Annotated in this window: 21 protein-coding genes and 1 pseudogene; 13 read left to right on the top strand and 9 right to left on the bottom strand. The window is 70.5% G+C overall.

All coding sequences use genetic code 11. The features are described 5' to 3' along the window. Positions 1-54 precede the first annotated feature (54 nt). From ACWCP8_RS10920 to ACWCP8_RS10910, 3 genes are all read left to right on the top strand, one after another. Positions 55-2,511, top strand: a complete 2,457-nt coding sequence (locus ACWCP8_RS10920; protein ID WP_352267325.1) for an MFS transporter — start codon at positions 55-57, stop codon at positions 2,509-2,511. 178 nt (positions 2,512-2,689) lie between these two features. Continuing rightward, a complete protein-coding gene (locus tag ACWCP8_RS10915; RefSeq protein WP_451115466.1) occupies positions 2,690-5,137 on the top strand; it encodes a SpoIIE family protein phosphatase in 2,448 nt (815 codons plus the stop codon). Positions 5,138-5,248: 111 nt separating this feature from the next. Beyond that, positions 5,249-5,968, top strand: a complete 720-nt coding sequence (locus ACWCP8_RS10910; protein ID WP_352267323.1) for a methyltransferase domain-containing protein — start codon at positions 5,249-5,251, stop codon at positions 5,966-5,968. Positions 5,969-5,975: 7 nt separating this feature from the next. Here ACWCP8_RS10910 and ACWCP8_RS10905 read toward each other — a convergent pair whose 3' ends face one another. The 3 genes from ACWCP8_RS10905 to ACWCP8_RS10895 are packed head-to-tail and all read right to left on the bottom strand — an operon-like array spanning position 5,976 to position 9,772. Then, positions 5,976-7,082 carry an acyltransferase family protein gene (locus ACWCP8_RS10905; RefSeq protein WP_451115464.1) on the bottom strand — a complete coding sequence of 369 codons (1,107 nt, stop codon included), beginning with the start codon at positions 7,080-7,082 and terminating at the stop codon, positions 5,976-5,978. Next, a complete protein-coding gene (locus ACWCP8_RS10900) occupies positions 7,082-9,361 on the bottom strand; it encodes a bifunctional polysaccharide deacetylase/glycosyltransferase family 2 protein (RefSeq protein WP_451115462.1) in 2,280 nt (759 codons plus the stop codon). The genes ACWCP8_RS10905 and ACWCP8_RS10900 overlap by 1 nt, the downstream gene beginning before the upstream one ends. Before the next feature lie 6 nt (positions 9,362-9,367). Continuing rightward, on the bottom strand, positions 9,368-9,772 hold the full coding sequence (locus ACWCP8_RS10895; RefSeq protein ID WP_451115460.1) for a hypothetical protein: 405 nt from the start codon (positions 9,770-9,772) through the stop codon (positions 9,368-9,370). A 307-nt stretch (positions 9,773-10,079) separates the two neighbouring features. On the opposite strand from ACWCP8_RS10895, the gene ACWCP8_RS10890 reads away from it, so the two are divergent. Continuing rightward, positions 10,080-11,120 (top strand): chitinase, encoded by a 1,041-nt coding sequence (locus tag ACWCP8_RS10890; protein WP_451115458.1) that lies wholly within the window; start codon positions 10,080-10,082, stop codon positions 11,118-11,120. A gap of 6 nt (positions 11,121-11,126) precedes the next feature. Here ACWCP8_RS10890 and ACWCP8_RS10885 read toward each other — a convergent pair whose 3' ends face one another. Continuing rightward, complete coding sequence (locus ACWCP8_RS10885; protein ID WP_451115456.1) at positions 11,127-12,029, bottom strand: LysR family transcriptional regulator; 903 nt, start codon at positions 12,027-12,029, stop codon at positions 11,127-11,129. Between the two features lie 119 nt (positions 12,030-12,148). On the opposite strand from ACWCP8_RS10885, the gene ACWCP8_RS10880 reads away from it, so the two are divergent. From ACWCP8_RS10880 to ACWCP8_RS10845, 8 genes are all read left to right on the top strand, one after another. Continuing rightward, entirely contained in the window at positions 12,149-13,141 is a 993-nt protein-coding gene (locus tag ACWCP8_RS10880; RefSeq protein WP_352267317.1) for an aldo/keto reductase, read from the top strand. A 239-nt stretch (positions 13,142-13,380) separates the two neighbouring features. Continuing rightward, the gene (locus ACWCP8_RS10875; RefSeq protein ID WP_352267315.1) at positions 13,381-14,379 is read left to right on the top strand and encodes an alpha/beta fold hydrolase; all 999 of its coding nucleotides are present in this window, start codon (positions 13,381-13,383) and stop codon (positions 14,377-14,379) included. 212 nt (positions 14,380-14,591) lie between these two features. After that, the gene (locus ACWCP8_RS10870; protein ID WP_352267314.1) at positions 14,592-15,425 is read left to right on the top strand and encodes a M55 family metallopeptidase; all 834 of its coding nucleotides are present in this window, start codon (positions 14,592-14,594) and stop codon (positions 15,423-15,425) included. Then, entirely contained in the window at positions 15,418-16,761 is a 1,344-nt protein-coding gene (locus ACWCP8_RS10865) for a M20/M25/M40 family metallo-hydrolase (RefSeq protein ID WP_352267312.1), read from the top strand. The genes ACWCP8_RS10870 and ACWCP8_RS10865 overlap by 8 nt, the downstream gene beginning before the upstream one ends. Before the next feature lie 21 nt (positions 16,762-16,782). After that, positions 16,783-18,771 (top strand): prolyl oligopeptidase family serine peptidase, encoded by a 1,989-nt coding sequence (locus ACWCP8_RS10860; protein WP_451115453.1) that lies wholly within the window; start codon positions 16,783-16,785, stop codon positions 18,769-18,771. Next, positions 18,768-19,712: a S66 peptidase family protein gene (locus ACWCP8_RS10855; protein ID WP_451115451.1), complete on the top strand. Its 945-nt coding sequence runs from the start codon at positions 18,768-18,770 to the stop codon at positions 19,710-19,712. Before ACWCP8_RS10860 ends, ACWCP8_RS10855 begins: the two co-directional genes overlap by 4 nt. Positions 19,713-19,892: 180 nt before the next feature. Then, a complete protein-coding gene (locus ACWCP8_RS10850; RefSeq protein WP_451115449.1) occupies positions 19,893-20,132 on the top strand; it encodes a lipopolysaccharide assembly protein LapA domain-containing protein in 240 nt (79 codons plus the stop codon). A gap of 29 nt (positions 20,133-20,161) precedes the next feature. Continuing rightward, the gene (locus ACWCP8_RS10845) at positions 20,162-20,782 is read left to right on the top strand and encodes a GNAT family N-acetyltransferase (RefSeq protein WP_352267308.1); all 621 of its coding nucleotides are present in this window, start codon (positions 20,162-20,164) and stop codon (positions 20,780-20,782) included. Here ACWCP8_RS10845 and ACWCP8_RS10840 read toward each other — a convergent pair. The 3 genes and pseudogenes from ACWCP8_RS10840 to ACWCP8_RS10830 form a co-directional block, all read right to left on the bottom strand. Then, the gene (locus ACWCP8_RS10840) at positions 20,728-21,441 is read right to left on the bottom strand and encodes a carbon-nitrogen hydrolase family protein (protein WP_451115446.1); all 714 of its coding nucleotides are present in this window, start codon (positions 21,439-21,441) and stop codon (positions 20,728-20,730) included. The two genes, ACWCP8_RS10845 and ACWCP8_RS10840, sit on opposite strands and share 55 nt — an antisense overlap. A 217-nt stretch (positions 21,442-21,658) precedes the next feature. Beyond that, positions 21,659-23,881, bottom strand: coding sequence for an NADP-dependent isocitrate dehydrogenase (locus ACWCP8_RS10835; RefSeq protein ID WP_352267306.1), 2,223 nt, complete (start codon positions 23,879-23,881; stop codon positions 21,659-21,661). Between the two features lie 97 nt (positions 23,882-23,978). Then, positions 23,979-24,185 (bottom strand): annotated as a pseudogene (locus tag ACWCP8_RS10830) (ArsR/SmtB family transcription factor); the annotation flags it as partial. Between ACWCP8_RS10830 and ACWCP8_RS10825 the strand changes: the two are divergent. Further along, positions 24,142-24,381 (top strand): hypothetical protein, encoded by a 240-nt coding sequence (locus tag ACWCP8_RS10825; protein ID WP_451115766.1) that lies wholly within the window; start codon positions 24,142-24,144, stop codon positions 24,379-24,381. The pseudogene ACWCP8_RS10830 and the gene ACWCP8_RS10825 overlap by 44 nt on opposite strands. Before the next feature lie 114 nt (positions 24,382-24,495). On the opposite strand, the gene ACWCP8_RS10820 is transcribed toward ACWCP8_RS10825, so the two are convergent. Further along, positions 24,496-25,332, bottom strand: coding sequence for an AfsR/SARP family transcriptional regulator (locus ACWCP8_RS10820; RefSeq protein WP_352267305.1), 837 nt, complete (start codon positions 25,330-25,332; stop codon positions 24,496-24,498). A 452-nt stretch (positions 25,333-25,784) separates the two neighbouring features. Continuing rightward, a complete protein-coding gene (locus tag ACWCP8_RS10815; protein ID WP_352267304.1) occupies positions 25,785-26,093 on the bottom strand; it encodes a hypothetical protein in 309 nt (102 codons plus the stop codon). Between the last annotated feature and the right edge of the window lie 104 nt (positions 26,094-26,197).

Here is a 26,197-nt window from a genome sequence, read left to right as displayed (position 1 = left end):
TATGTCGCGTAATGCGAGAAATGGGCGGCGCAGATGCGACGAGGGGAGCGGCACGTGGTGGGTGGTATCACTCTGGTGAAGGACGAGCCGGACGGTGCGGGCGGCGCCGGGGAGCAGACGGCCGCCCCTCCCGGCGCGGCGACCGCGCCCCCGTCCGCATCGGCTTCCACTGCTTCCACCGCCACGGATCCCGCCCAGGAGATCAGCCCCCGAAGGATCCGGCTGGTCTTCCTCGGGCTGATGCTCACGCTGCTGCTCGCGGCGCTCGACCAGATGATCGTCGCCACCGCGCTGCCCAAGATCGTCGGTGAGCTGCACGGCCTGGAGAAGATGTCCTGGGCGGTCACCGCCTATCTCCTCGCCTCCACCATCGGACTGCCGATCTACGGCAAGCTCGGCGATCTCTTCGGCCGCAAGAGCGTCTTCCAGTTCGCGATCGTCGTCTTCGTCGTCGGCTCCGCGCTGGCCGGCTGGTCCCGCACCATGGACGAACTGATCGCCTTCCGTGCCGTCCAGGGCGTCGGCGGCGGCGGACTCATGATCGGGGTCCAGGCGATCATCGCGGACGTCGTACCGCCTCGCGAGCGCGGTCGCTTCATGGGGCTGATCGGTGCCGCGTTCGGTCTCGCGTCCGTCGCGGGCCCGCTGCTCGGCGGCTTCTTCACCGACCACGCCTCCTGGCGCTGGTGCTTCTACATCAACGTCCCGTTCGGCCTGGTCACCCTCGCCGTCATCACCGTCGTACTCAAGCTCCCCAAGCCCACGGTCCGACCCCGCCTCGATGTGCTCGGCGCCCTGCTGCTGGCCGCCGCCTCCACCTGCGTGGTGCTGCTGACCAGCTGGGGCGGCACGGAGTACGCCTGGGGCTCGCGCACCATCCTCGGGCTGGCCGCCGGAGCTGCCGGCACGACACTGCTCTTCCTCGTGGTCGAGCGCCACGCACCCGAACCCGTCATCCCGCTGCGGCTGTTCCGCGACTCGATCTTCAATGTCACCGCGCTCGTCGGCGCGGTCGTCGGCGTCGCCCTCTTCGGCGCCGCCAGCTATCTGCCGACGTTCCTGCAGATGGTCGACGGCGCCACCGCCACCGAATCGGGGCTGCTGATGCTCCCGATGATGGGCGGCATCGTGGGGGCGTCCGTCGTCTCCGGCCAGCTGATCTCCCGTACCGGCCGCTACCGCGTGTACCCGATCCTCGGCAGTGCGATCTCGGTGGTCGGCATGTGGCTGCTCTCGCGCCTCGAAACCGACACTCCGCGCCTCGAGTACAGCGTTGCGCAGGCCGTGCTCGGCATCGGGATCGGCCTGATCATGCCGGTGCTCGTCCTGGCCGTGCAGAACTCCGTACCGCCCGCCGACCTCGGCGCCGCCACCAGCGCGAACAACTACTTCCGGCAGATCGGCGGCAGCGTCGGCGCCGCCGTGTTCGGGACGCTCTTCGCGGGCCGTCTCGCGGACGCTCTCGCCGTCCGCCTCCCGTCCGGAGCCGACCTCCCCGACCCCGAGTCGATCACCCCGCAGCTGGTCCATGCCATGGAGCCCGCGCTCCGCGACAGCTACATCCAGGCGTACGCCGACGCGATGCCCCGGATCTTCCTCTACCTCGTGCCGGTGCTCGCGCTCGGCCTCTTCATCGCCTTCTTCCTCAAGGAGAAACCGCTGGTGTCCCACCACAGCCCCGATTCAGCTGCCGAGTCCGCCTCGATCCCCGGCGCACGTACTACCGCCGCCCCGCCGCCGCCCATCCACCTCTCGGGCGTACCCGTGTGCGGCAGCGTCCAGCACGCCGACGGTTCGAAGGTCCCGCGCGCCGCCCTCACCCTCATCGACGTCCAGGGGCAGCAGGTCGGAAGGGGCGCGAGCGGTGACGACGGGCGGTACGCGCTGAGCGTGCCCGGCTCCGGCAGTTACGTTCTCATCGCGGCGGCCGGCGGACACCAGCCGCAGGCCGTCAGCGTCACCGTCGGCGAACGGCCCGTCGAGCTCGATGTGGTGCTCGGCGGCGCGGGCAGGCTGGCTGGGACCGTCGTCACGGCCGATGGGATCCCGGTGCGGGACGCCGCCGTCACCCTCACCGATGTGCGCGGCGAGGTCGTCGCGTCCACCCGCAGCGGCCGCGAGGGCGGCTATGTGATCTCGGAGTTGGTGGCCGGCGAGTACACCCTCGCCGCCAGCGCCCCCGCCTTCCGGCCCGCAGCACTGCCGGTCAGCGTGCAGGCGGCCAGAGAGACCCGGCAGGACATCGAACTGGCCGGTGGCGCTGTGCTGCGCGGCATCGTACGGGCGAGCGGCGGACGGCCCGTCGAGGACGCCCGGGTCACGCTCCTCGACGCGGCGGGCAATGTCGTCGACACCCTGACCACCGGGCCCGACGGGGCGTTCCGCTTCGTGGACCTGTCGACCGGCGAGTACACGGTGATCGCGGCCGGGTATCCGCCGGTGGCGACCGTCCTCCAGGTCGCGGGCGGCGGACGCACCGAACGCGACCTCCAGCTCGGGCACGAGGACTGAGGGAGCCCGGTTCCGGTCGCCCCCAGCGCCTCCCACCTGCCCGGTTGTGCGCGGCGTGGCGCGCGGGGCGCACCACCCCGGGGTTGATTCCGCCGATGACCGGCGAGGGCCGGACAGGGAGCCGTACCGTGGAGTCACATGCCGCAGAGCCTTGCGGTGGGGAAGGAGCCTTCCGCCCATGGACCTCGGTGTACCGCCGCAGAGGGCACCACAGTCGCGCGACGCCACTGCCGGACGGGTGCCGCTCGCCGTGGTCGTCGTCGACGCGGCCGGACTCGTGTCGCACTGGTCCACCGGGGCCAGACGGCTCTTCGGCGTCGTCAGGGAGGAAGCCATCGGCTGCCTGGCCGGTGAACTCCTGCCGGTCTCCGGGGCGTTGCGGCAGGACGGGTCGCCCGGGCCGGACGGTACGTACGCCGGGTTCGGCCACGGACTCGACAGTTCGCTCAGCGGGAGCGTCGCCTATCCGGCGGCGGGACGGGCCCGTGTCGACGAGCCTCGGCGCGGCCGGATCGACGTTCTGTGGTGGGCCTACCCGCTGGTCGGCCCCGGCCCCGAGCGGCTCCTCGTCCTTGCTGCGGACGCGGGGCAGTTGCGCGACGCCGATGCGAACGGCAGCCGGGACAGCGAGACGATCGCCCCCGGCTTCGCGCTCCACACCGACTTCCCCGGCTATCAGGACCTGGCAGGCAGGCTCCCCGAGATCCTGCCCAACATGAGCGTCCACCAGGCGACCCGGATCGTCTCGCAGGTCCTCGAACTGGGCTACCCGATCCTGGAGTTCAGCCACCGCGACCGGGTCCCGGTCACACCCGACTGGGGTGTGCCTCGCCGGACGCCGCGCCGTCCGGCGGAGGATCCCGAGGCCAACGCCGACGGTTCGCCCGCACCCCGCGCCGTGCCGCGCCCCGAACTCGACCTCGAATACGGCGCGGTCCGCGAACGGCTGGAGTTCCTCAACGAGGTCAGCGGCCGCATCGGCACCTCCCTCGATCTCGAACGCACCATCCGCGAGGTCACCAGCGCCGCCGTCCCCCGCTTCACCGACTTCGCGGGTACGCATCTGCGCGCCGCGGTCCTCGCCGGTGAGGGCTTCCCGGACGGGCCGCCCGACGTCACCACCGTCTGGCACCGGGTGTGGGTCGAGCACAACGACGAACCCGGCCGCTGGGACGACACCGTCCCGGTCGGCGAGTCCATCGCCTTCCCCGAGCACACACCGTTCTTCCAGTGCATGGTCACCGGTGAGCCGGTCCTCATCCCGTACGTCAGCGAGGAGATGAGCAACCGGATCTCGGGCGAGTTCGAGAAGCGCGACCTGCGCCCCCTGATCACTCACCGGTCGCTGCTCATCGTGCCGCTCAAGGCCCGTGACGTGGTGCTCGGCTTCATGGTCCTGATGCGCCGTCCCGGCCGTGAGCCCTTCGACGACATCGACCGCACCACGGGCGCCGAACTCGCCGCCCGTGCCGGGCTCGTACTCGACAACGCCCGCATGTACACGTACCAGGAGAACGTCGCCGACACCCTCCAGGACAGCATGCTGCCCCAGGTCGAACCGCGTATGGCGGGCTGCGACATCGCCACCCGCTATCTGCCCGGCGCCCGGCTCGGCCGGATCGGCGGCGACTGGTTCGACTCGGTGAAACTGCCCGGCTCCCGGACCGCGCTCGTCGTCGGCGACGTCATGGGACACGGACTCAACTCGGCCGCGATGATGGGCCAGTTGCGCACCGCCGTACTGACGATGGCCACCATGGAGATGCCGTCCGCCCAGCTGCTGCGCAACCTCGACGACCTGGCGCAGCGCCTCGGCGAACAGTATCTGGCGACCTGCCTCTACGCCGTCTACGACCCGATCCACTCCGAGCTCCAGATCGCCAACGCCGGGCACATCCCGCCCGTACTGGTCCGCGCCGAGGACGGCCGGGCGGAGCTCCTCGACCTGCCGACCGGTGCGCCCATCGGCGTCGGCGGTGTCGCCTTCGAGACCGCGACCGTGCAGGTGCGGCCCGGCGACCGGCTGGTTCTGTGCACCGACGGTCTGGTCGAGGTGCGCGGCCAGGACATCGGCGCGGGACTCGCCGCACTCTGCGCCTCCGCCGCGCACCCCGCCGCCTCGATGGACGACGCCTGCGACACGATCATCCGCGCCCTGAACCCGAAGGGCGGCCGCAAGGACGACGTGGCACTGCTGATGGCCCGGCTGAACGGCATCCCGGACGGTGACGTCGCCGAGTGGCAACTCGCCCTGGACTCACGCGAAGTGGCCCGCGCCCGGCGGCTGGTCCGTGGCAAGCTCCTCGACTGGGAGCTGCCGGAGGCGGTGGAGTCGGCCGAGCTGATGGTCAGCGAACTCGTCACCAATGCCGTGAAGCACGGGCGCACCCACCACATCGGGCTGCGCCTCGTCCGGACCGGCGCCCTGCTCTGCGAGGTCAGCGACGACGAACCGGCCCCGGCCGCGCTCCTCAACGCCTCCGCCCACGACGAGTTCGGCCGCGGACTGCTGGTGGTGAGCGGCCTCGCCCGCGAGTGGGGGACGAGCACCACGGCACGGGGCAAGACCGTCTGGTTCGAACAGGCACTCACCCGCTTCCCGCGCCCCCGGTCGAACACCAGGTGAAAGACGCCGCCCCGAACGACGGATGGTGCGCACCCCCTTGCCCCGGGACGCTCCGGGCGGTAGTCCGTTGCTGAGCAGACAGCGGTGGATACAACGGAGTCGGGAGTGCTTATGGACGTGTCGCAGGGCTACCGCGAGTCGTGGGAAGGCTTCTGGTCGGCCACCTCCGACGCCCCCGGCGAGGCGATCTGGGACTCCGACCCGTCCCTCACCTCCGTACCCGACAGCGAGCTGCTGCTTCCGTACGCCGACGCCTCGCTGCCCGTCGTCGACCTCGGCTGCGGCAATGGCACCCAGACCCGTTACCTCGCCACCTGCTTCGCCCGCGCCATCGGCGTGGACCTCTCGCACGCGGCCATCGAGCACGCACGCCGCGCGGACACCTCGGGCGTCGTGGAGTTCGCCCAGCTCAACCTCGTCGACGGTGACGCGGTGCGGGCTCTGCACGAGCGGATCGGCGACACCAACGTCTATATGCGGGCGGTGATCCACCAGAGCGAGCCGCCGGCCCGGGCCGCGGTCGCCGCAGCCGTCGCGACGCTGATCGGGGAGCGTGGCCGGGCCTTCGTCGCAGAGCTGACCCCCGCCTCCAAGGCCGTGCTCCAGCAGGCCGCCCAGGCGCCGGGCGGACCGCCCCAGAAGCTGCGGCGGGTCTTCGAGCACGGGCTCAAGCCGGCCGGCGCCACCGAGGAGGAAATTCCGGAGCTGCTGCGGGCGGCCGGGATGACGACACTAGCCTCCGGGGACACCGCACTCGCCCAGACCGAGTACCTGCCCGACGGCACCCGCATCGACCTGCCCGCCCGCTGGTTCGTCCTCGCCGGCGGCTGACACGGGGTCACGGCAACAGTCGTGGCCCCCGTTTCGCTGCGATGTCCTCGACCCAGCCGAACAGGGCCACGGCCGCCGCGATCAGCACCCAGGCGACCGTGAACTGGAACCACATGCTGTCCAGCGGCAGATCCCGTTCGAACGCGGGAACGTTCCACATCAGATCGATCAGCGGGACGCTCGCCATCAGCGCGACCTCGTGCCACAGATAGATCGTCACGGCACGGGCATTGAAGACCTTCACGATCCGGTCGGCCACGCGATGCCGGGCGAGCCCGGCGAAGTCGGGCCGGAAGCGGAGCAGCAGCAGGACGAATCCCGCGGACCACAGCGCCTGGGCGAGCGGGATGTCGTCGAGATCGTAGGAACCGTCGACCCGGTGGTGGAAGGCCCACCAGGCGCCCGCCACCAGAAGGGCCGGCGCCACGGTGACGACGAGTGCGGGGCGCATCCGGTCGAGGACACCGTCGCGGTGGGCGAAGCCGAGCAGCCAGCAGAACAGGAAGACCGACAGGTCGCTGAGGGCACTGCCGAGGCGCCCGTCCGGCACACTCCCCACGGTCTCCAGGACCACGACAGGCACGAGGGACAGTGCGAGCACGGGCAGCGGGGCCCGGCGGAAGGCGCGCAGCAGCACCGGCGACAGGAGCACGAACCACAGATACGTGCGCAGGTACCAGAGCACCGCCCAGGCCTGCTCGCCCCACGCATTGCCGGGGGGATCGCCGACCGGCAGCACCCAGTACAGGACATCGGGTCCCGGCAGCCAGCCGTGCAGCAGCATCGCCGTACCGATGACCAGCGCGAACACCCAGAGGGGGATCAGCAGTCTGCGCAGCCGGCCGCGGATGACGCGCAGCGCGGGCCGCTCCAGCGAACGAGCCATGAGCGATCCGGCGAGTGCGAACATCACGCCCATGGACGGGAAGACCAGCCCCAGCCAGGGCCACTCGAACGTGTGGTACGTGATGACGCGGACCAGCGCGAAGGCCCGCAGCGCGTCGAAGTAGCGGTCGCGGCCGCTTTTCGGGGCAGCCGGCAGCACAGGCTCGACCGCGACATCCTCCGTATGGATCGCGGTCTGCGGTCCACCTTTGCGGTGTGCGCCTCCCATCACTGCACCCCCGTGCCGGGGGCCGGTGTACCGACCTCGCCGGTGCGCTTCAGCTTCTGCCAGCGCAGCCGGCCGCCGGTCGCGGCAGTGACGCACGAGTGGATCAGCACCAGGTACATCAGCTGCCGGTACGCGATCTGCTGCAACGGCAGCATGAGCAGATACCGGTACCGCTCGCGGTCGAGACGGAACGCGTAGCCGGCGCAGACCAGTTGGACAAGGAGCACCGCCAGCCAGGCGAACAGCGACGCCTTGAAGTCCACAAAGATCATCGCGTAGACCGTGAACACGTCGATGAGCGGTGCGAAGACGGGCGTGACGATCTGGAAGAGGACCACCAGCGGCATCCCGACCCGGCCGAAGCGGCCGGACGGCCCCCGGTCGGTGACCGATTTCCGGTGCTTCCACAGCGCCTGCATCGTGCCGTAGCTCCAGCGGTAGCGCTGCCGCCACAGCTGCCCCAGCGAGGCGGGCGCCTCGGTCCAGGCGCGCGCATGCTCGGCGTAGACCACGCGCCATCCGGCGCGGTGCAGCGCGATCGTGATGTCGGTGTCCTCGGCGAGAGTGTCCTCGCTCATCCCGCCGACCCCCAGCACCGCATCGCGGCGGAACGCCCCGATCGCGCCCGGGATGGTGGGCATGCAGCGCAGCAGGTCGTACATCCGGCGGTCGAGGTTGAAGCCCATCACGTACTCGATGTGCTGCCAGGCGCCGATCAAGGTGGTGCGGTTGCCGACCTTGGCATTGCCGGCGACCGCACCGACCTCCGGGTCGCCGAACGGCTGCACGAGTCGCTGAACGGTGTCGGGTTCGAAGACGGTGTCGCCGTCCATCATCACCACGATGTCGTAACGCGCGTGCCGCACACCGTTGTTGAGCGCGGCGGGCTTGCCCGCGTTCGGCTGGCGGATCACCCGCACGTTCGGCAGCCCCAGGGACTCGGCGATCTCGGCGGTGCCGTCGGTCGAGCCGTCGTCGACGACCACGATCTCGATGGGGTGGGTGCTGGCGGCCAGGGAGTTGAGGGTGTTGGCGATGCACTCCTTCTCGTTGTACGCGGGCACGATCACGCTGACCGGTTCGGTGACCGAGGGCCCCCAGGAGAACCTGCGTCTGTTGCGTTGCCGGTAGTGGCGCCGTGCGAGGACGAGCATCATCGCGAACCTGCCCAACACGGCTACGCCCACGACCGCCAGCACCGCGGCCAGACCGGGTACGGTCCACTCCGCGACGGCGACCGCACCGAGGAGGGCGCGGCCCTCCCAGAGCGTGGCGGTGTCGGCCGTGCGGTGCGCGGCCTGCTCCGGGTTGCTCTGCCGGGTGTTGCCCGTGGTGCCGGGGGTGCCCGGCGGCGCCTGTGCCTGCTGTCCCTGTGCCTGCTGCCCTTGTGCCTGCTGTCCCTGTGTTTGTTGCTGGGCGCCGCTGACCGTGGTGAAGGTATAGCCCTTCGACTTCATCTTCTTGATGTACTTGGGCAGCGCTTCGAGAGTCTGGGCGCGGTTGCCGCCCGCGTCGTGGAAGAGAACCGAGGCGCCCTTTCCGCTCTTCGGTGTGGCCCACTTGATGATCTTGGAGACGCCCGGCTGCTGCCAGTCCTCGCTGTCCGTGTCGATGAAGACACTCGTGTAGCCCATCGCGCCGAGCTCCTTGTAGACGGGCCAGCTGTAGTTGTCGATCGCGTCGTTCGTCGACGAGTACGGGGCGCGGAAGAGTGTCGTCGTGATGCCCGCGGCTCCCGCCAGTGCGAGCTGTGTCTGTGCGATCTCCCGAGTGACGCGGGCTGCGCTCTGGTACGAGAGATCGACATGGGTGAAGGTATGGACGCCCACCTCGTTGCCGTCGTCGACCATCCGGCGCACCACATCCGGGTAACGCGAGATCATCGAGCCGACCAGGAAGAACGTGCCGGGCACATCGTTGTCGTCCAGGATGTCGAGCACCTTCCGGGTCCACTCGGGGTCCGGGCCGTCGTCGAAGGTGAGCACGATCGTCTTGCCCGGTACGGACCGGGTCCGCGCCGTGCCGCTCTGGAAGCTGAGGAACGGTCCGCCGTCGAGGACGCTGTCGGGCACCTCGCTCGCGCTCGCGTCGGAGCGGACACGCTGGTCGGTTCCGACCTCGGCCCGCAGATAGCCGTCGAGCAGCATCACGGAGACGAGACCGAGCAGGAGCAGCAGGGCGATGATCACCCGCGGCTTGGGAACCGCCTGGCGGCGGACGCGTTCGATCCGGCTCGGCGTGGCATGCCGCCGCTGGGGTCGTACCTGATTCCGGTTCATCAAGGATCAGCCGGTCCCCGTGGTCGCGGACACCGACACGGACACCGATGCCGAGGGCGACGGACCCGCCCCGTCGGCGGGAGGGCCGCTCGGGGGTGCGCCGGTGACTCCCGGAGGGGTGATCCCGTTGGGGCCGCTCCGGGCGGAGGGCGCGCCGTCGAAGGGAAGCAGTTCCGAGGGCGACATGGAGATGCCACCCATGAAGGCGAGGCCCAGCACGGCCGCGTAACCGACACAGGCGATGCCCAGGGCGATACCCGCACGGCGGAGCAACCGGGCCCGGCGCCCGGAGCTGTCCACGAAGACGGGACCTTCCTGCGCTGCGGTGCCGGCCAGGGGCCTGCGCAGGCCGGCGTGTTTGCGCCGGCCGTGTCCGGTCGGATTTTTCTCGATGGCGGTGTCGGAATGCATTTGCGCATGCTGACGAACTGCGATGTGCGAAGTCTGAGCCGTTCCTGGCCGAACGCTGTGAGAACGCGGAAAGTCTGTGGACGAACTGAGAACGCGACCGCGAGCCGGACTCCGTACGGGATATATGATGCCTCGTCATATCCCTTTTGGCGACGGGCGAATGAATAATCCGTGGGTGGCTCTTCGGTGGGCCCTAGGTGAAATCATCGGGTTCGGACACATGGCGATGTGTGAGAGGTTTTCGGTGTTTCCCGTTCTTCATTGTTGCTGTTTCGGGACAATTTTCACGAGAGCAGGTACAAACTTTATGCGCATTTCACCGAAGGGCTCTCCGAAGGGTGCGGCGAGGCGGGCGACCGCCGTCGTCGCCGGACTCGTCGCACTCGGGCTCGCCTGCTCGGCGTGTACGACGGGCGCGGCGGCGAACCAGGGCGGCGACTCCCGCTCCCGCCCGGGCGGCCCCACGGCCTCCGCCGCCACGACCGCCTACACCCCGTATGTCAGCGCGACGACCGCGGCCGATACCGACGCCGTCGGTTCCGCGGACACGTACAACCTCGCCTTTGTCGTCGCCGACGACGACACCTGCGCCCCGCTCTGGGGCGGCACCGCCGAGGCCGCCAGCCATGCGGTGGCCTCACGCGTCGCCGCACTCACCGCGACCGGTGCGGACATCCGGGTCTCGTTCGGCGGGGCCGCGGGGACCGAGCTGGCGCTCGCCTGCGACAGCGCCGAGGAACTGGCCGACGCCTACGCCCGGGTGCTCGACGCCGTGGGCGCCACCAAGGCCGACTTCGACATCGAGGGCGAGGCACTGACCGACCGGGCGTCGATCAAACTCCGCGACAAGGCGCTCCACCTGCTCCAGAAGAAGCGGCACCTCGATGTCACGTACACCCTGCCCGTGATGCCGGACGGCCTGGAGACCACCGGCACGGACCTCCTGAGCGACGCCGCCGAGCAGAAGGTCGACCTCTCCGCGGTGAACATCATGGCCATGAACTACAGCACGTCCCACGACGGCGACATGAGCGACTATGCGCAGCAGGCCGCCGAAGCCACCCACGATCAGCTCACCCACGTACTCGGTCTGTCGGACTCCGAGGCCTGGCAGGCGCTGCACATCACGGTGATGCTCGGTGTCAACGACACAGCCGGAGAGACGTTCACCCTCGCCGACGCCACCTCCCTGCGCGCCTTCGCCCGGCGGACCGGCGTCGGTGCGCTCTCCATGTGGGCCACCTTCCGCGACCGGGAGTGCACCGACGAGGACACCACGAAGGCGAGCGACACGTGCAGCGGGGTCGAGCAGAAGCCAGGAGCCTTCGCGACGGCGCTGGGCGGGTGACCGCGGTCAGCGCGTGGCGCCATCACGCACGTCGCTGCGCACCAAGGTCATCAGCGAGCGGGCGCCGGGGCTCATCGCCCCGGCGGCCGGAAGCACCACGACGCTCTCGTAGAAAGGCTGGTCGGCCCCGTCCAGTTCCACCGCGACCAGCCCCAGGGCCTCGGGCTTGCGCGAGAAGTGGTGCGGCACCACGGCGATCCCCAGTCCCTCGTGCACCAGCTCCAGCAGGCTGTGTACGTCGTTCACCTCAAGGCCCACCGTGCGGCGCACCCGCGCCGTCGCGAACGCCTCGTCGGCGGCGCGGCGCGGCCCCCAGTCCGGATGGAAGTCGATGAACGACTCACCGGGAAGCTCGTCGAACGGGACGCGGGGCGCCTGCGCGAACCGGTGGCCGCGGGCGCACAGGACGACCATCCGCTCCCGCGCCAGCGGGATCAGCTCGCCACGCCACTCCCCGGCACTCACCGCCGCGGCGAACGCGACGTCGAGCCGGCCACCCGCCACCCCGTCCACCAGACTCGACGTGCCCTCCTGGCGGAGCCGGATCTCCATCTGCGGGTGTTTGCGGTGAAAGGCCGCGAGCAGCCGCGGGACCCGCACACCGGCCACACACTGCTCGACCCCCACCGTCAGTGTGCCGCGCAGCAGTCCCCGTACCGCATCGACGGCGTCCTTCGCCGCCCGTGCACCCGCCAGCGTGCGCTCCGCCTCCACGAGCAGTGCGCGGCCCGCCTCGGTCAGCCGCACGGTGCGGGTGGTCCGGCTGAACAGTGGGGTCTTCAACTCCTGCTCCAGGGAGCGGATGGAGGCCGACAGCCCGGACTGCGACACGGCGACCCGTTCGGCGGCACGGGTGAAGTGCTGCTCCTCGGCGACGGCGATGAAATGTTCCAGCTGGCGCAACTCCATGATTGAGAAACATAGACGATGAATCCAACCTAAATCTTCTGTTGGACTGCTGGATCGATGTCGGGGAGCCTGGAGACCCACGCATTCGCGCACCCCTTCCTCTCTCCGTGGAGCCCCGTATGTACCTCCCGTCGCCCGACCGCTACCAGGCCATGCCGTACCGGCGCACCGGACGCAGCGGTCTGCTGCTCCCCGCGCTCTCGCTCGGCCTCTGGCACAACTTCGGAGGCGACCGGACCGCGGACACCCAGGGGCAGATCCTCCGCCGGGCGTTCGACCTCGGCATCACACACTTCGATCTCGCCAACAACTACGGCCCGCCGCCCGGCGCCGCCGAGAGCGCGATGGGACGCGCCCTGAGGACGGACTTCGCCCGGCTCCGGGACGAGATCGTCGTCTCCACCAAGGCGGGCTACCTGATGTGGGACGGGCCGTACGGGGAGTGGGGATCGCGCAAGTCCGTGCTCTCGTCGCTCGACCGGAGCCTCACCCGGCTCGGCCTCGACTACGTCGACATCTTCTACTCGCACCGGCCCGACCCGGACACCCCGCTCGAAGAGACCATGGGGGCGCTGGACTCGGCGGTACGGCAGGGCAAGGCGCTCTACGTCGGCCTCTCCAACTACTCGCCGGAGCAGACCCGGGAGGCGGCCAGGATCCTCAAGGACCTCGGCACTCCGCTGCTGATCCACCAGCCGCGCTACTCGATGCTGGACCGCTGGGTCGAGGACGGCCTGCTCACGGCACTGGACGAGCTGGGCGTCGGCTCCATCGCCTACTCGCCGCTGGAACAGGGCATCCTCTCCGACCGCTATCTGCAGGGGATCCCGGCGGGCTCGCGCGCGGCGGGCGACAGCCCCTTCCTGACGCCCGAGTCGGTCACCCCGGAGCTGATCAGCCGGCTGCGCGCACTGGACAAGGTCGCCTCCGAGCGCGGGCAGTCCCTGGCGCAGATGGCGCTGGCCTGGGTGCTGCGGGGCGGACGGGTCACGTCGGCCGTGGTCGGGGCGAGCAGTGTCGCCCAGCTGGAGAACAGCGTCGACGCGGTGCGTCACCTGGAGTTCAGCGACGAGGAACTGGCCCGGATCGAGGAACTTCTGAAGACCTCCTGAAGGAGGTGCTGTCCTTCGGAGGAGGGCGCGGACCGGGCAGCCCGCCCGGTCCGCCCGGGAACGGAGCCGTACCTGGGGCCGGCAAAAGGTGACCCGATCCGCCGGTCGCCATGCGGTCAGGAGCCGTCTTCACCCGGACGGTCGGCCGATGTCACTCCGCTGCTTCCCGGGCCGCGCCGTACCGGCCGGCTCCGGAAACGCTGGGTGCGTCGTCCCCCTCCTCCCGAAGAGAGAACCGCATGACTGTGTCACCCGTTCTCGCACCGCGGCACCGGCGAATACAACCGACACGTTCCCGTCGTGGACATGCGATCGCTGCGGCGCTGACCGCGACGGTCCTCGCCGGAGCTGCCGGATCGGCAGCGGCCGACACGGGCACCACAGTCGTGACCAAGCCGACCGTGGTACTGGTGCACGGTGCGTTCGCTGACGCCTCCAGCTGGAACGGCGTCGCCGAACGGCTGCAGCGGGACGGATACAGCGTCGTCGCCCCGGCCAATCCGCTCCGGGGACTGGCAGGGGACTCCGCGTACATAGCCAGCTTCCTCAAGAGCATCCAGGGACCGATCGTGCTGGTCGGGCACTCCTACGGCGGCGCGGTGATCAGCACCGCCGCCGCCGGGAACCCCCAGGTGAAGTCCCTGGTGTTCGTCAACGCGTTCATGCCGGACAAGGGCGAGGCCCTCGGCGCACTGGGCGACAGGTTCCCGGGCAGTGAACTCGCCGCGGCCCTCAAGCCCGTACCGTTCCGCAACGCCGACGGCACCAACGGTACCGACCTCTACCTGCAGGCCGCCAAGTTCCACCAGGCCTTTGCCGCGGACCTCCCCGCGGCCATGGCGGCCGTGATGGCTGCCACCCAACGCCCCATCGTCGCCTCCGCGTTCATGGACAAGGCTGCCGAAGCCGCGTGGAAGACCATCCCGTCCTGGGCCCTGGTCTCCACCCGGGACAAGGCCATCTCCCCGGCCCTCGAGCGCTTCGAGGCGCAGCGTGCCCACGCGCAGACGATCGAGGTCGACGCATCCCACGCCGCCCCGGTGTCGCACCCGGAGGCCGTCACCGATCTCATCCGCCAGGCCGCCACCGGCGACAGGTCGTCCGCACAGCCGGCCCTGGCCGGCGCGGGCCTGAACACCCAGGTCCTGGCAGGCATCGGCATGCTCGCGGGCGGGATCGTACTGACGGGCTGCGGCCTCATCGGGGCAGCCCGCAAGCGACGCGAACCCAGGCGCTGACCCGCACCGCCGAGCTCGCCGCTGGTGCAGTCACCGACCTCGTACTGCCGGCGCCGAACACACCGCACGCCCGGCTCCGAGATCCCAACGGTCTTGCACTGGACTGGACCTCTGGAGCTGAAAACACCTCTGGCCTGGGACTCCACCGCCGCGTACGGTGTTGCGGCAGGAAGATCGCAACGACTTCTGACCTGTGAGAGGACCGGTACATCGTGAAGATCCTCATCAGCGCGGACATGGAAGGTGCCACGGGGGTGACCTGGCCGGCCGATGTGCTGCCCGGCACCCCGCAGTGGGAGCGCTGCCGCTCGATGTTCACCTCCGATGTGAACGCGGCGGCCCTCGGCTTCTACGACGGGGGAGCCGATGAGGTGCTCATCAACGAGGCGCACTGGTCCATGCGCAACCTTCTGCTGGAGCGGCTCGACGACCGGGTCCAGATGCTCACCGGCAAGCACAAGTCCCTCAGCATGGTGGAGGGCATCCAGCACGGGGACGTCGACGCGATCGCCTTCGTCGGCTACCACACGGGAGCCGGTACGGAGGGCGTGCTCGCGCACACCTACCTCGCCAACTCCATCACCGGCGTCTGGCTGAACGGCGTCCGCGCCAGCGAAGGGCTGCTCAACGCCCATGTCGCCGCCGAGTACGGCGTGCCCGTCGTCCTCGTCACCGGCGACAACCTGACCTGCGTGGACGCGGACGGATATGCCCCCGAGGCCCGCAAGGTCGCCGTGAAGGACTATGTGTCGCGGTACGCGGCGGTGTGCCGCACCCCGGCCCGTACCGCCGCCGACATCCGTGCGGCCGCCAAGGAGGCGACCGTGCTCGCCGGGCGCCGTGATCCGGTGCGGGGCGGCTCGTTCACCGTGGAGCTGGAGTTCGACGCCGAGCACCTGGCGGCGGCTGCGACCGTCGTCCCCGGCGTGGCGCCGAGCGGTGAGCGGCGTGTCGCCTACACCAGTACGACGATGTACGAAGGTATTCGCACGTTCAAGGCGGTGACGACGATCGTGTCGTCCGCTGTGGAGGAGCAGTATGGCTGAGGTGACCACCCCCCAGGACTCCGTCGACGATCTGGCGCTCGACGAATCGGTGACGTTCACCTCCGAACTGATCCGGATCGACACGACCAACCGGGGCGACGGCGACTGCAGGGAGCGCCCCGCCGCCGAGTACGTGGCCGAACGGCTGGCCGCCGCAGGTCTGGCACCCACGCTGCTGGAACGCACCCCGGGCCGCACCAACGTGGTCGCCAGGATCGAAGGCACCGACCCGTCCGCCGACGCGCTCCTGGTCCACGGGCATCTCGACGTCGTGCCCGCCGAGGCCGACGACTGGACCGTGCACCCCTTCTCCGGGGAGGTCCGCGACGGGGTCGTCTGGGGCCGGGGCGCGATCGACATGAAGAACATGGACGCGATGGTCCTCGCCGTCGTCCGGGCCTGGGCCCGGGCCGGCATCCGGCCCCGCCGGGACATCGTGATCGCGTACACCGCCGACGAGGAGGCCAGCGCGGCCGACGGCTCCGGTTTCCTCGCCGACCAGCACCCCGAACTCTTCGAAGGGTGCACGGAGGGCATCAGCGAGTCCGGTGCGTTCACCTTCCACGCCGGACCGAGGATGCCGCTCTACCCGATCGCCGCGGGCGAACGCGGCACCGGATGGCTGAAGCTCACCGCACACGGCAAGGCGGGCCACGGCTCCAAGGTCAACAAGGCGAACGCGGTCAGCACACTCGCCGCCGCCGTCGCCCGGATCGGCGCGCACGAATGGCCGGTGCGGCTCACCCCGACCGTACGCGCGGCGCTCACCGAGATCGCCGCGCTGCACGGGATCCAGGTGGATGTCGACGCTCCCGGATTCGACGTGGACGAACTCCTCGGCAAGCTCGGACCGGCCGCCGCACTGGTCGAACCCACCGTCAGGAACAGCGCCAACCCGACGATGCTGGAGGCCGGCTACAAGGTCAACGTGATCCCGGGCCGCGCCGTCGCCTACATCGACGGCCGGATGGTGCCCGGCGGCGAGGACGAGTTCGGTGCCACCCTGGACCGGCTGACCGGACCCGATGTCGACTGGGACTTCCACCACCGCGAGGTCGCCCTGCAGGCCCCGGTCGACTCGCCGACGTACGCGAAGATGCGCGCCGCCGTCGAACGCTTCGACCCGGACGGTCATGTCGTGCCGTACTGCATGTCGGGCGGCACGGATGCCAAGCAGTTCTCCCGCCTCGGCATCACCGGCTACGGATTCTCACCGCTGAAGCTCCCGGTGGGCTTCGACTACCAGGCGCTCTTCCACGGCGTGGACGAACGCGTGCCCGTCGAGGCGCTGCACTTCGGCGTCCGCGTACTCGACCACTATCTGCGCACGGCCTGACCCGCACGGGGGGATTTGATCATGGTGTCCACAGGAGCTTACGGAACATGGCCGTCACCGATCGACGCACGGCTGGCCGCGTCGCACGACGGCCGCCCGGAATACGTCGGCGTGGTCGGCGACGAGGTGTGGTGGACGGAGCCGCGCCCCGCCGAGGCGGGCCGCCGCGCCCTGGTCCGCCGCCGGGCGGACGGGACCACCGAGTCCGTGCTGCCTGTTCCGTGGAACGTCCGCAGCCGCGTCATCGAGTACGGCGGACGGCCCTGGGCCGGCGCCGGGCGCACCGACGGCGGGCCGCTCGTCGTCTTCGTGAACTTCACCGACCAGCGGCTGTACGCGTACGCGCCGGACGCGCCCGGCGAGCCGTGGCCGCTCACCCCGCTGTCGGGCGTCGGCGGCGGACTGCGCTGGGTCGACCCGCAGCTGCACCTCGACCGGGGCGAGCGGGGCGAAGTGTGGTGTGTCCTGGAGGAGTTCACCGGCGAGGCGCCCACCGAGGTGCGACGGGTGATCGCCGCAGTGCCGCTGGACGGAACGGCGGCCGACGACCGCGGCGCGGTGCGCGAACTCTCCGACGACCGGCACCGCTTCGTCACCGGACCGAAGGTCTCGCCCGACGCGCGGCGGGTGGCGTGGATCGCCTGGGACCATCCGCGGATGCCGTGGGACGGGACCGAGGTGATGCTCGCCGACATCGCCGACGACGGCACGTTCCACAGCGCCTGGAGTTTCGGCGGCGGACCCGAGGAATCGGTGCCACAGATCGAATGGACCACCGACGGACAGCTCCTCTTCGCGAGCGACCGCAGCGGCTGGTGGAACCTGTACCGCGCCGATCCGCACCGGGGCACGGTGGCGCTCTGCACACAGGAGCAGGAGTTCGCCGGACCCCTCTGGAAGATCGGGCTCGGCTGGTTCCGGCCACTGGAGAACGGACTGATCGCCACCATCCACGGCAAGGGCACCACCACCCTCGGCATCCTCGATCCGGAGACCGGTGAACTCGCCGACATCGCGGGGCCCTGGACCGAATGGGCCGAGACGCTCGCCGTGCACGGCAGCCGGGTCATCGGTGTCGCCGCTAGCCCGCGGAGCGCGTACGAGATCGTGGAGCTGGACACCACGACCGGCCGCAGCCGGATCATCGGCGCCCGGCACCGGGACGAAGTCGATCCCGCGTACTACCCCGAACCTCACCAGCGCACCTTCACCGGGCCCGACGGCCGCGACATCCACACCCACGTCTACCCGCCGCGAAACCCCGAACGGGTCGGTCCGGAAAGTGAGTTGCCGCCTTATGTGGTGTGGGCGCACGGCGGTCCCACCGGGCACGCCGCGCTCGTCCTCGACCTGGAGATCGCCTACTTCACCTCGCGCGGCATCGGCGTCGCCGAGGTCAACTACGGCGGCTCCACCGGCTACGGCAGGACGTACCGCAACCGGCTGCGCCAACAGTGGGGCGTCGTCGACGTGGAGGACTGCGCCGCCGTCGCCCAGGCGCTGGCAGCCGAGGGCGCGGCCGACCCGAACCGGCTCGCCATCCGCGGCGGCAGCGCCGGTGGCTGGACCACCGCCGCCTCGCTGACCAGCACCGATGTCTACGCCTGCGGAACCGTCAGCTACCCCATCCTCGACCTGACCGGCTGGGGCACCGACGAGACCCATGACTTCGAGTCGCAGTACCTGGAGTCCCTGATCGGCCCGCTCGCCGAGGTCCCGGACCGCTACCGCGAACGGTCGCCGATCAACCGGACCGACCGGCTGACCACCCCGTTCCTGCTGCTCCAGGGGCTCGACGACGTGATCTGCCCGCCGGCCCAGTGCGAGCGGTTCCTGGCTGCGATCGAAGGCCGCGGCATCCCGCACGCGTATCTCGCGTTCGAGGGAGAGAGCCATGGATTCCGGCGTGCCGACACCATGATCGCCGCGCTGGAGGCCGAACTCTCCCTCTATGCACAGACCTTCGGGATCGACCGCCCCGACGTACCGCAACTGGAGCTGAAGAAGTGACTCTGACTCCTCTGACCCGCGCCGCCCGCCTGCGACCGGGCGCCAGGGTCGCCGTCGTGTCGCCCAGCGGACCGGTGCCCGTCGACCGCCTCGAAGCAGGTCTCGATGTGCTGCGCGGCTGGGGCCTGGAGCTCGTCGAGATGCCTCATGTCCGCGCAGTGCAATCGGAGTTGGGCTATCTCGCGGGTACGGATGAGGAGCGTGCCCGGGACCTCCAGGAGGCCTGGTGCGATCCGTCGGTCGAGGCGGTGCTGTGCGCCCGCGGCGGGTACGGGGCACACCGCATGATCGACCTGGTCGACTGGGCGGCGATGCGTGCGGCCGGGCCCAAGGTGTTCGTCGGCTACAGCGACATCACCGTGCTGCACGAGGCGTTCGCCCGGCGCATGGGGCTCTCGACGCTGCACGGCCCGATGGCCGCCACGGAGACCTTCCTCAAGGACCCGGACACCCAGGAATCGCTGCGGGCCACCCTGTTCGAGCCGGAGTCGGTACGGACCCTCGGCCTTCGTACGGCCGGGGTGCTGGTGCCCGGCCGGGCCCGCGGCATCACATACGGCGGCTGTGTGAGCCTGCTCGCCGCCGATATCGGCACCCCGCACGCCCGGACGTCCGCCCGGGGCGGGCTGCTGATGATCGAGGACACCACGGAGGATCCGTACCGCCTCGACCGCATCCTCACCCAACTCCTGAGGGCCGGGGCGCTGTCCGGGATATCCGGGGTCGCCTGCGGCTCGTGGCAGGGCTGCGCACCGTACGAGGAGGTGCGTGCGGTCCTCGCCGACCGGCTCGGCGGGCTCGGCGTGCCCGTCGTCGAGGAGCTGGGCTTCGGGCACGGCCCGACGGCGCTGACGATCCCACTCGGTGTGCCCGCGGTGCTGGACGCGCCGGACGACGGCGGCCCGGGCACGCTCACGGTCGAGGTGCCCGCGCTGGTCTGAACGTACTCCGGATGCGAAGAAGTTGAACATCCTTCAGGAGGGCTGAACTGAGACCGGGCAGACCGACGCGGACCGGCCCGTCACCCGTACGGCCGCTCACCACCGCCCCCTGGCGCCCGGATGGGGACATTCTGGTACCGGGGGCGGCGGCGTTCCAGGAACCAGAGAAGGGGCCGGACCATGAGCCCGAAGGATGTGTCGAGCGGCGGCAAGGGTTCCACCGGACCGTTCTCACCGTCCCGCATCGTTGCCCTCGTCATCGCCCTGCTGTCGCTCGTCTTCATCGTCGAGAACACCGGCGAAGTCACCATCCGTCTGCTGATCCCGCTGGTGACGATGCCGCTCGCGGTTGCGCTGCTGGCGATGTTCGTCGCCGGGATGGTGTGCGGCGGCTATCTCTTCCGCCGCCGGGCGAAGTGAGGCCGACGGCGGTTGCTTACGCTGTCCGGATGTCTGAGAACGCCTACCTGGCCGAGGGCGCGCGCACGGCGATCCGCCCCTTCACCCCTGCGGACGCCGAAGAGTTCACCGCCCGCGCCAGGGAGAGCCACCGGATGCACCGCCCGTGGCTGTTCCCGCCCGACGACGTGCCCGCGTACGCCGCGTACGCGGGCCGGCTGACGGAGGACGCCTCAAAGGCGGGCTTCCTCGTCTGCGAACGTGCAGTCGACGACGGGAACGGGACCGCGGCCGGAAGCGGCCCCATCGCAGGCTTCATCAACATCAACAACATCGTCGGCGGTGCCTTCCGCTGCGGCGCGCTGGGATACGGGGCGTTCGCCCACGCGGCCGGGCGCGGCCTGATGAGCGAGGGGCTCGACCTGGTGATGCGGTACGCCTTCGGCCCGCTGGGCCTGCACCGCCTGGAAGCGAACATCCAGCCTGCCAACGCGGGCTCGATCGCCCTGGTGCGCCGGGCCGGCTTCCGCCTCGAAGGCTTCTCCCCGGACTTCCTCTTCATCGACGGGGCGTGGCGTGATCACGAGCGGTGGGCGATCACGGCCGAGATGGTGCGTCAGGACCCGCCGAGGGTCGCCGACACCATGGCCCCGGGCTCCGGTCCGGCCTGAACGACCACCGTCCCGTCCGGAGCCCAGATTCCGGAGCCGCCCGACGTCTGAGGATAGGTTCCGCCGGCCCCCGCCGAGGTGGACAGCACCACCCACACACCGTGGGCGGCGGCCCGCTCGCTCATGTGCCCGTCGCGCCGGGCGGCCGATTCGGGACCCGCACCGTAGAGGGTGCTCGCCACATACGCGTCGATGCCCAGAGCGGCGGTGTCGGCGGCATGGTCGGGGACAGCCGCGTCGTAACAGATCGCAAGCCCCAGCCGCACACCGCCGACACCGAGGACCTCCGGCTTCTCGCCCGGGCTGAAACGGTCGAACTCCTCGCCGTGCAGCCAAATCTTCCGGTAGACGACGCGCGCGCCCTCTCCCGTGACGGCGAGCGTGGCGATGTGCTCACGCCCGTCGGCGTCGAGCACCGGGGCCCCGGCCAGCGCCGTCGCCCCGGTGGCCCGGCATGCGGAGACGATCGGCCCGAGGCGGGAGTCGTCGGGGGAGACGGCCGGGGCGGTGAGGTCGTAGCCGGTCAGCGACAGCTCCGGGAAGACGACCAGCCGAGCCCGGGCTTCAGCGACTGCCGCCGCATGGGCGGTGGCGTTCGCGGCGACGTCGAGGTGGAGACAGACGGGCTGGGCGACGGCGACGGTCAAGGGTGCGGACACGTGCTGCTCCGGGTCGGTCGGCGGCGGTCGACAGAGCTGTCAGGCATGCACAGGTCTCTTCATACGCGCAGGTCACGGGTACGAACAGCGTCGTCCCCAGCCTAAGGGCTGTCCCCAGCAGGTTTGAGCCGGCGGTGTCCGGATACGGGACCGCCCCGGCCGCACGGAAGTGCAGCCGGGGCGGAACGAGTACCGAAGTCGTCGGGTGGCCCGAGGGTCAGCCGAGGGTCGCGATGGCCTCGTTGAACGTCGCCGACGGACGCATGACGGCCGAGGCCTTGGCGGCGTCGGGGCGGTAGTAGCCGCCGATGTCGACCGGCGAGCCCTGCACGGCGATGAGCTCGTCGACGATGGTCTGCTCCTGCTCGGTCAGCGTCTTGGCGAGACCGGCGAACGCCTCCGCGAGCTGCGGGTCGTCCGTCTGCTTCGCCAGCTCCTGGGCCCAGTACATCGCCAGGTAGAAGTGGCTGCCGCGGTTGTCGATGCCACCCAGCTTGCGGCTCGGCGACTTGTCCTCGTTGAGGAAGGTGCCGGTGGCGCGGTCGAGGGTGTCGGCGAGGATCTGGGCGCGCGCGTTGCCCGTGGTGGTGGCCAGGTGCTCGAAGCTGGCGGCCAGGGCGAAGAACTCGCCGAGGCTGTCCCAGCGCAGGTAGTTCTCCTTGACGAGCTGCTGGACGTGCTTCGGGGCGGAGCCGCCGGCGCCCGTCTCGAAGAGGCCGCCGCCGGCCATCAGCGGGACGATCGAGAGCATCTTGGCGCTGGTGCCAAGCTCCAGGATCGGGAACAGGTCGGTCAGGTAGTCACGCAGCACATTGCCGGTGACAGAGATGGTGTCCTCGCCACGGCGGATGCGCTCCAGGGAGAACGCGGTGGCCTCGACCGGCGACAGGATCTCGATCTGCAGACCGTCGGTGTCGTGGTCGGCGAGGTACGTCTTGACCTTGGCGATCACCTGCGCGTCGTGGGCGCGGGTCTCGTCGAGCCAGAACACGGCCGGGACGCCGGTTGCGCGGGCGCGGGTGACCGCGAGCTTGACCCAGTCCTGGATCGGCAGGTCCTTCGCCTGGCAGGCGCGGAAGATGTCGCCCTGGGCGACCTGCTGCTCCAGCACGGCGTTGCCGGCCTGGTCGACGAGGCGCACGGTGCCCGTGGCGGGGATCTCGAAGGTCTTGTCGTGGCTGCCGTACTCCTCGGCCTTCTGCGCCATGAGGCCGACGTTCGAGACCGAGCCCATGGTGGACGGGTCGAACGCGCCGTGCGCACGGCAGTCGTCGATGACGACCTGGTAGACGCCGGAGTAGCTGCTGTCCGGGAGGACGGCGAGGGTGTCGGCCTCCTTGCCGTCCGGGCCCCACATGTGGCCGGAGGTGCGGATCATGGCCGGCATGGAGGCGTCGACGATGACGTCGCTCGGGACGTGCAGGTTGGTGATGCCCTTGTCGGAATCGACCATCGCGAGGGCCGGGCCCTCGGCCAGCTCGGCCTCGAAGGACGCCTTGATCTCGGCGCCCAGGTCGGGCACCGAATCCAGGCCCTTGAGGATGCCGCCGAGACCGTCGTTCGGGGACAGGCCCGCGGCGACCAGCGTCTCGCCGTACTTGGCGAACGTCTTCGGGAAGAAGGCGCGGACCACGTGGCCGAAGATGATCGGGTCGGAGACCTTCATCATCGTGGCCTTCAGGTGCACGGAGAACAGCACGCCCTCGGCCTTGGCCCGGGCGATCTGCGCGGTGAGGAACTCGCGCAGCGGTGCGGCACGCAGGACGGACGCGTCCACGACCTCGCCCGCGAGAACCGGTACCGACTCGCGCAGCACGGTGGTGGTGCCGTCGTCGCCCACGAGTTCGATGCGCAGCGTGTCCGGCTCGGCGATCACGACAGACTTCTCGGTGGAGCGGAAGTCGTCGACGCCCATCGTCGCGACGTTCGTCTTCGAGTCGGCCGTCCAGGCGCCCATGCGGTGCGGGTGCGCCTTGGCGTAGTTCTTCACGGACGCGGGGGCGCGGCGGTCGGAGTTGCCCTCGCGCAGCACCGGGTTGACCGCGCTGCCCTTGATCTTGTCGTAGCGCGCGCGGACGTCCTTGTCCTCGTCCGTCTGCGGGTCGTCCGGGTAGTCCGGCAGTGCGTAACCCTGCTGCTGCAGCTCGGCGATCGCCGCCTTCATCTGCGGGATCGACGCCGAGACGTTCGGCAGCTTGATGATGTTCGCGCCGGGCGTCTTGGCCAGCGCGCCGAGCTCGGCGAGAGCGTCATCGATGCGCTGGTTCTCGTCGAGGCGCTCGGGGAACGCGGCGATGATCCGTCCCGACAGGGAGATGTCGCGGTTCTCCACGGTGACCCCGGCCGTCGAGGCGTACGCCTCGATCACGGGCAGGAACGAATACGTGGCCAGCGCCGGGGCCTCGTCGGTGTGCGTATAGATGATGGTCGAGTCAGTCACCGGGTGCTCCGCTCCACGTCTGCAACATTGCTTGACATCAAGATATCCCGTGACGGCCGCCCGTTCGACAGGGCCCTGCCTCGACCAGTGGCAGAAATCACCGACGAGGGCTGTCGGCGCGCAGGACCAGTTCGAGGAGACCGGGGAAGCGCGTGTCGAACTCCTCCCGCCGCAGTCGGTTGACCCGCTTGGGCCCCTGATCGCGCTGTTCGACCAGGCCGGCGCCGCGCAGCACGGAGAAGTGGTGGCTGAGCGCAGCCTTGCCGACCGGGACGTCGAAGCTGCCGCAGCTGCGCGTCCTGTCGCTTGCCCGGACCGCGCCCGAGGTTCTGCGCCCGCTCGTCGAACGCGCGTTCCGTACCGTCGTCGACGGCGTCGTGGACGTGCCGATCAGTGCGGAGTTCCCGCTGTCCGCGGCGGGCGACGCCCACACGCTGATGGGCGGACGCACTTCGACGGGCAAGCTGCTGCTGCGGGTGGCCGAGCGGCCGGAGCGGTGATCGACGGTTCGGGCCGAGAGATCGCCCGTGGCCGGGTGGACCTCCGGAGCACCCGTAGTTGCGCCGTGCGCCCGGGCGCGGGCCCGTCGGTGCGGTGCCGGAGTCCGGCTGTCCCTACCGTCCGGGCTGGGCGTCACCGCGAGGTGACGGGGAGATCTCGGCGACGAGCCCACGGAGCCGCTCGGTCGGTTCCAGCCCCAGCTCTTCGTGGAGGCGCCGCGAGTAGCGGCGGAAGGCGTGCAGGGCCTCGGAGCGGTTGCCCTCGGCCAAGTGGGCCTGGAGCAGTCGGGTCTGGCCGCTCTCGCGCAGCGGATCCGCGTGCACGGCCGCGTGCGCGGCGGAAACCGCCTCGGCGTGACGTCCCGCCGCGATCAGCCGCCCGGCCAGCGTCTCCAGGGCGTGCAGCCGCAGCTGCCGCCACTCCTCCGCCTCCAGCTGGGCCCAGTCGTCGTACCAGCCGGGCAGCAGGTCCACGGAGAGCGCTTCGACGGCGGCCGGGATGGAACCGGGGAGCCGGGCGGGATCGGTGGAGGCGAGGACGCGCCGGGCGACCCGCTGGGCGTGGTGGAGGTCGACGGTGGTGCCGCGGGCCAGGCACACCGAGGCCGGGCCGATGTCCAGGGCCCGCCTGCCCTCGGTGCGCAGACGGGCGAGGGCGGAGCGGAGGTTGGTGCAGGCACGGGGCTCGGACGTCTCAGGCCACAGCGTGCCCGCGATCATCGGCCGGGGAACGCCGGCCCTGCAGCACAGAGCGACGAACGCCAGCACCCGCTCCGACCCCGCGGGGACGGCGACGGGCTCGTCGCCCACCCACAGGCCGAATCCACCCAGGACATCGATGCGCACCCCGGATCCGGGCCACTCGCACGTCGCGTAGGCGGGAAACCCCGCGGCTGCCGACGACGCCTGGGAACCGGCCGCCTCCGCTCCGTCCACATGTTCGTAATGCATACCCTCCGCCCATCTTCCGGGGCGACGCTTACGCGGTCCGCGCCGGTCCGTCCGGCTCAGGCCATTTCCCGCTCGCACCGAACCGTCAGATATCAGACGTATGACGACCTCACTCAGACTAAGCGTCCGCGGACATACGTGCCGACGCAGCGGTCGGGACCGCTTCCCGCAGGCCGATGACGAGCCGCGGGGGCCGGCAGGCCGGCCACGTGTGTACGCGAACAACATCCTGGACCGAGGAGGTCCGGTGCGCCGGTCGAGGAAGGCCTCACGTGGTGGGACGCGATGCACGCAGCATGCGGCCTGTTGCCCAGGGGGCCGGGGCGGCGGGAGGCCCGCCGCTGCCGGGAGGAAACCGCCGAGGCGCACACCGTCGTAGCCCGCCGCCTCGTGCAGCGGCCGCGGGAACGAGATCGCCGGTGCACTCTCTGCGATGCAGGGGCAGCAGGCGATCACGTCGTCCGGCTCACGGCCGGGCCCGCGCCCTTGACCTCGGTCCAGTTCGGGGAGTGGGGTCCGGATGACGGGTGCGAGGAGGTCACCTCGGCCGGCCAGCGGGCACCGGAGTCGAGGATCAGGGTCACGCAGCCCCGGAGCATCAGTGCTTCGCCGCCGGGGGCCGTCAGCCGGGCTGTCCATCGAGGCGTGTCGATGGGCCCGGCGGTGTCGTCGGGGTTCTCGTCGAGCGAGACTTCGGCCCACACGCGAACCGTTGAGTCGTCCGCCAACTTCACCGTTGCCAGTCCCTCGTACGGGTTCATGGAACCAGTTTCGGTCGGCATCCGTACCGTTGCCCCTCGGGACCGGCCCGCCGGAGCCCGGAGTGCTCGCTTCGGCGGTCGAGGCCGGCCCGGATGACGGTCGC

The organism is Streptomyces sp. NPDC002206, assembly GCF_053593595.1.
This window is presented reverse-complemented; position numbering and strand designations above follow the sequence as displayed.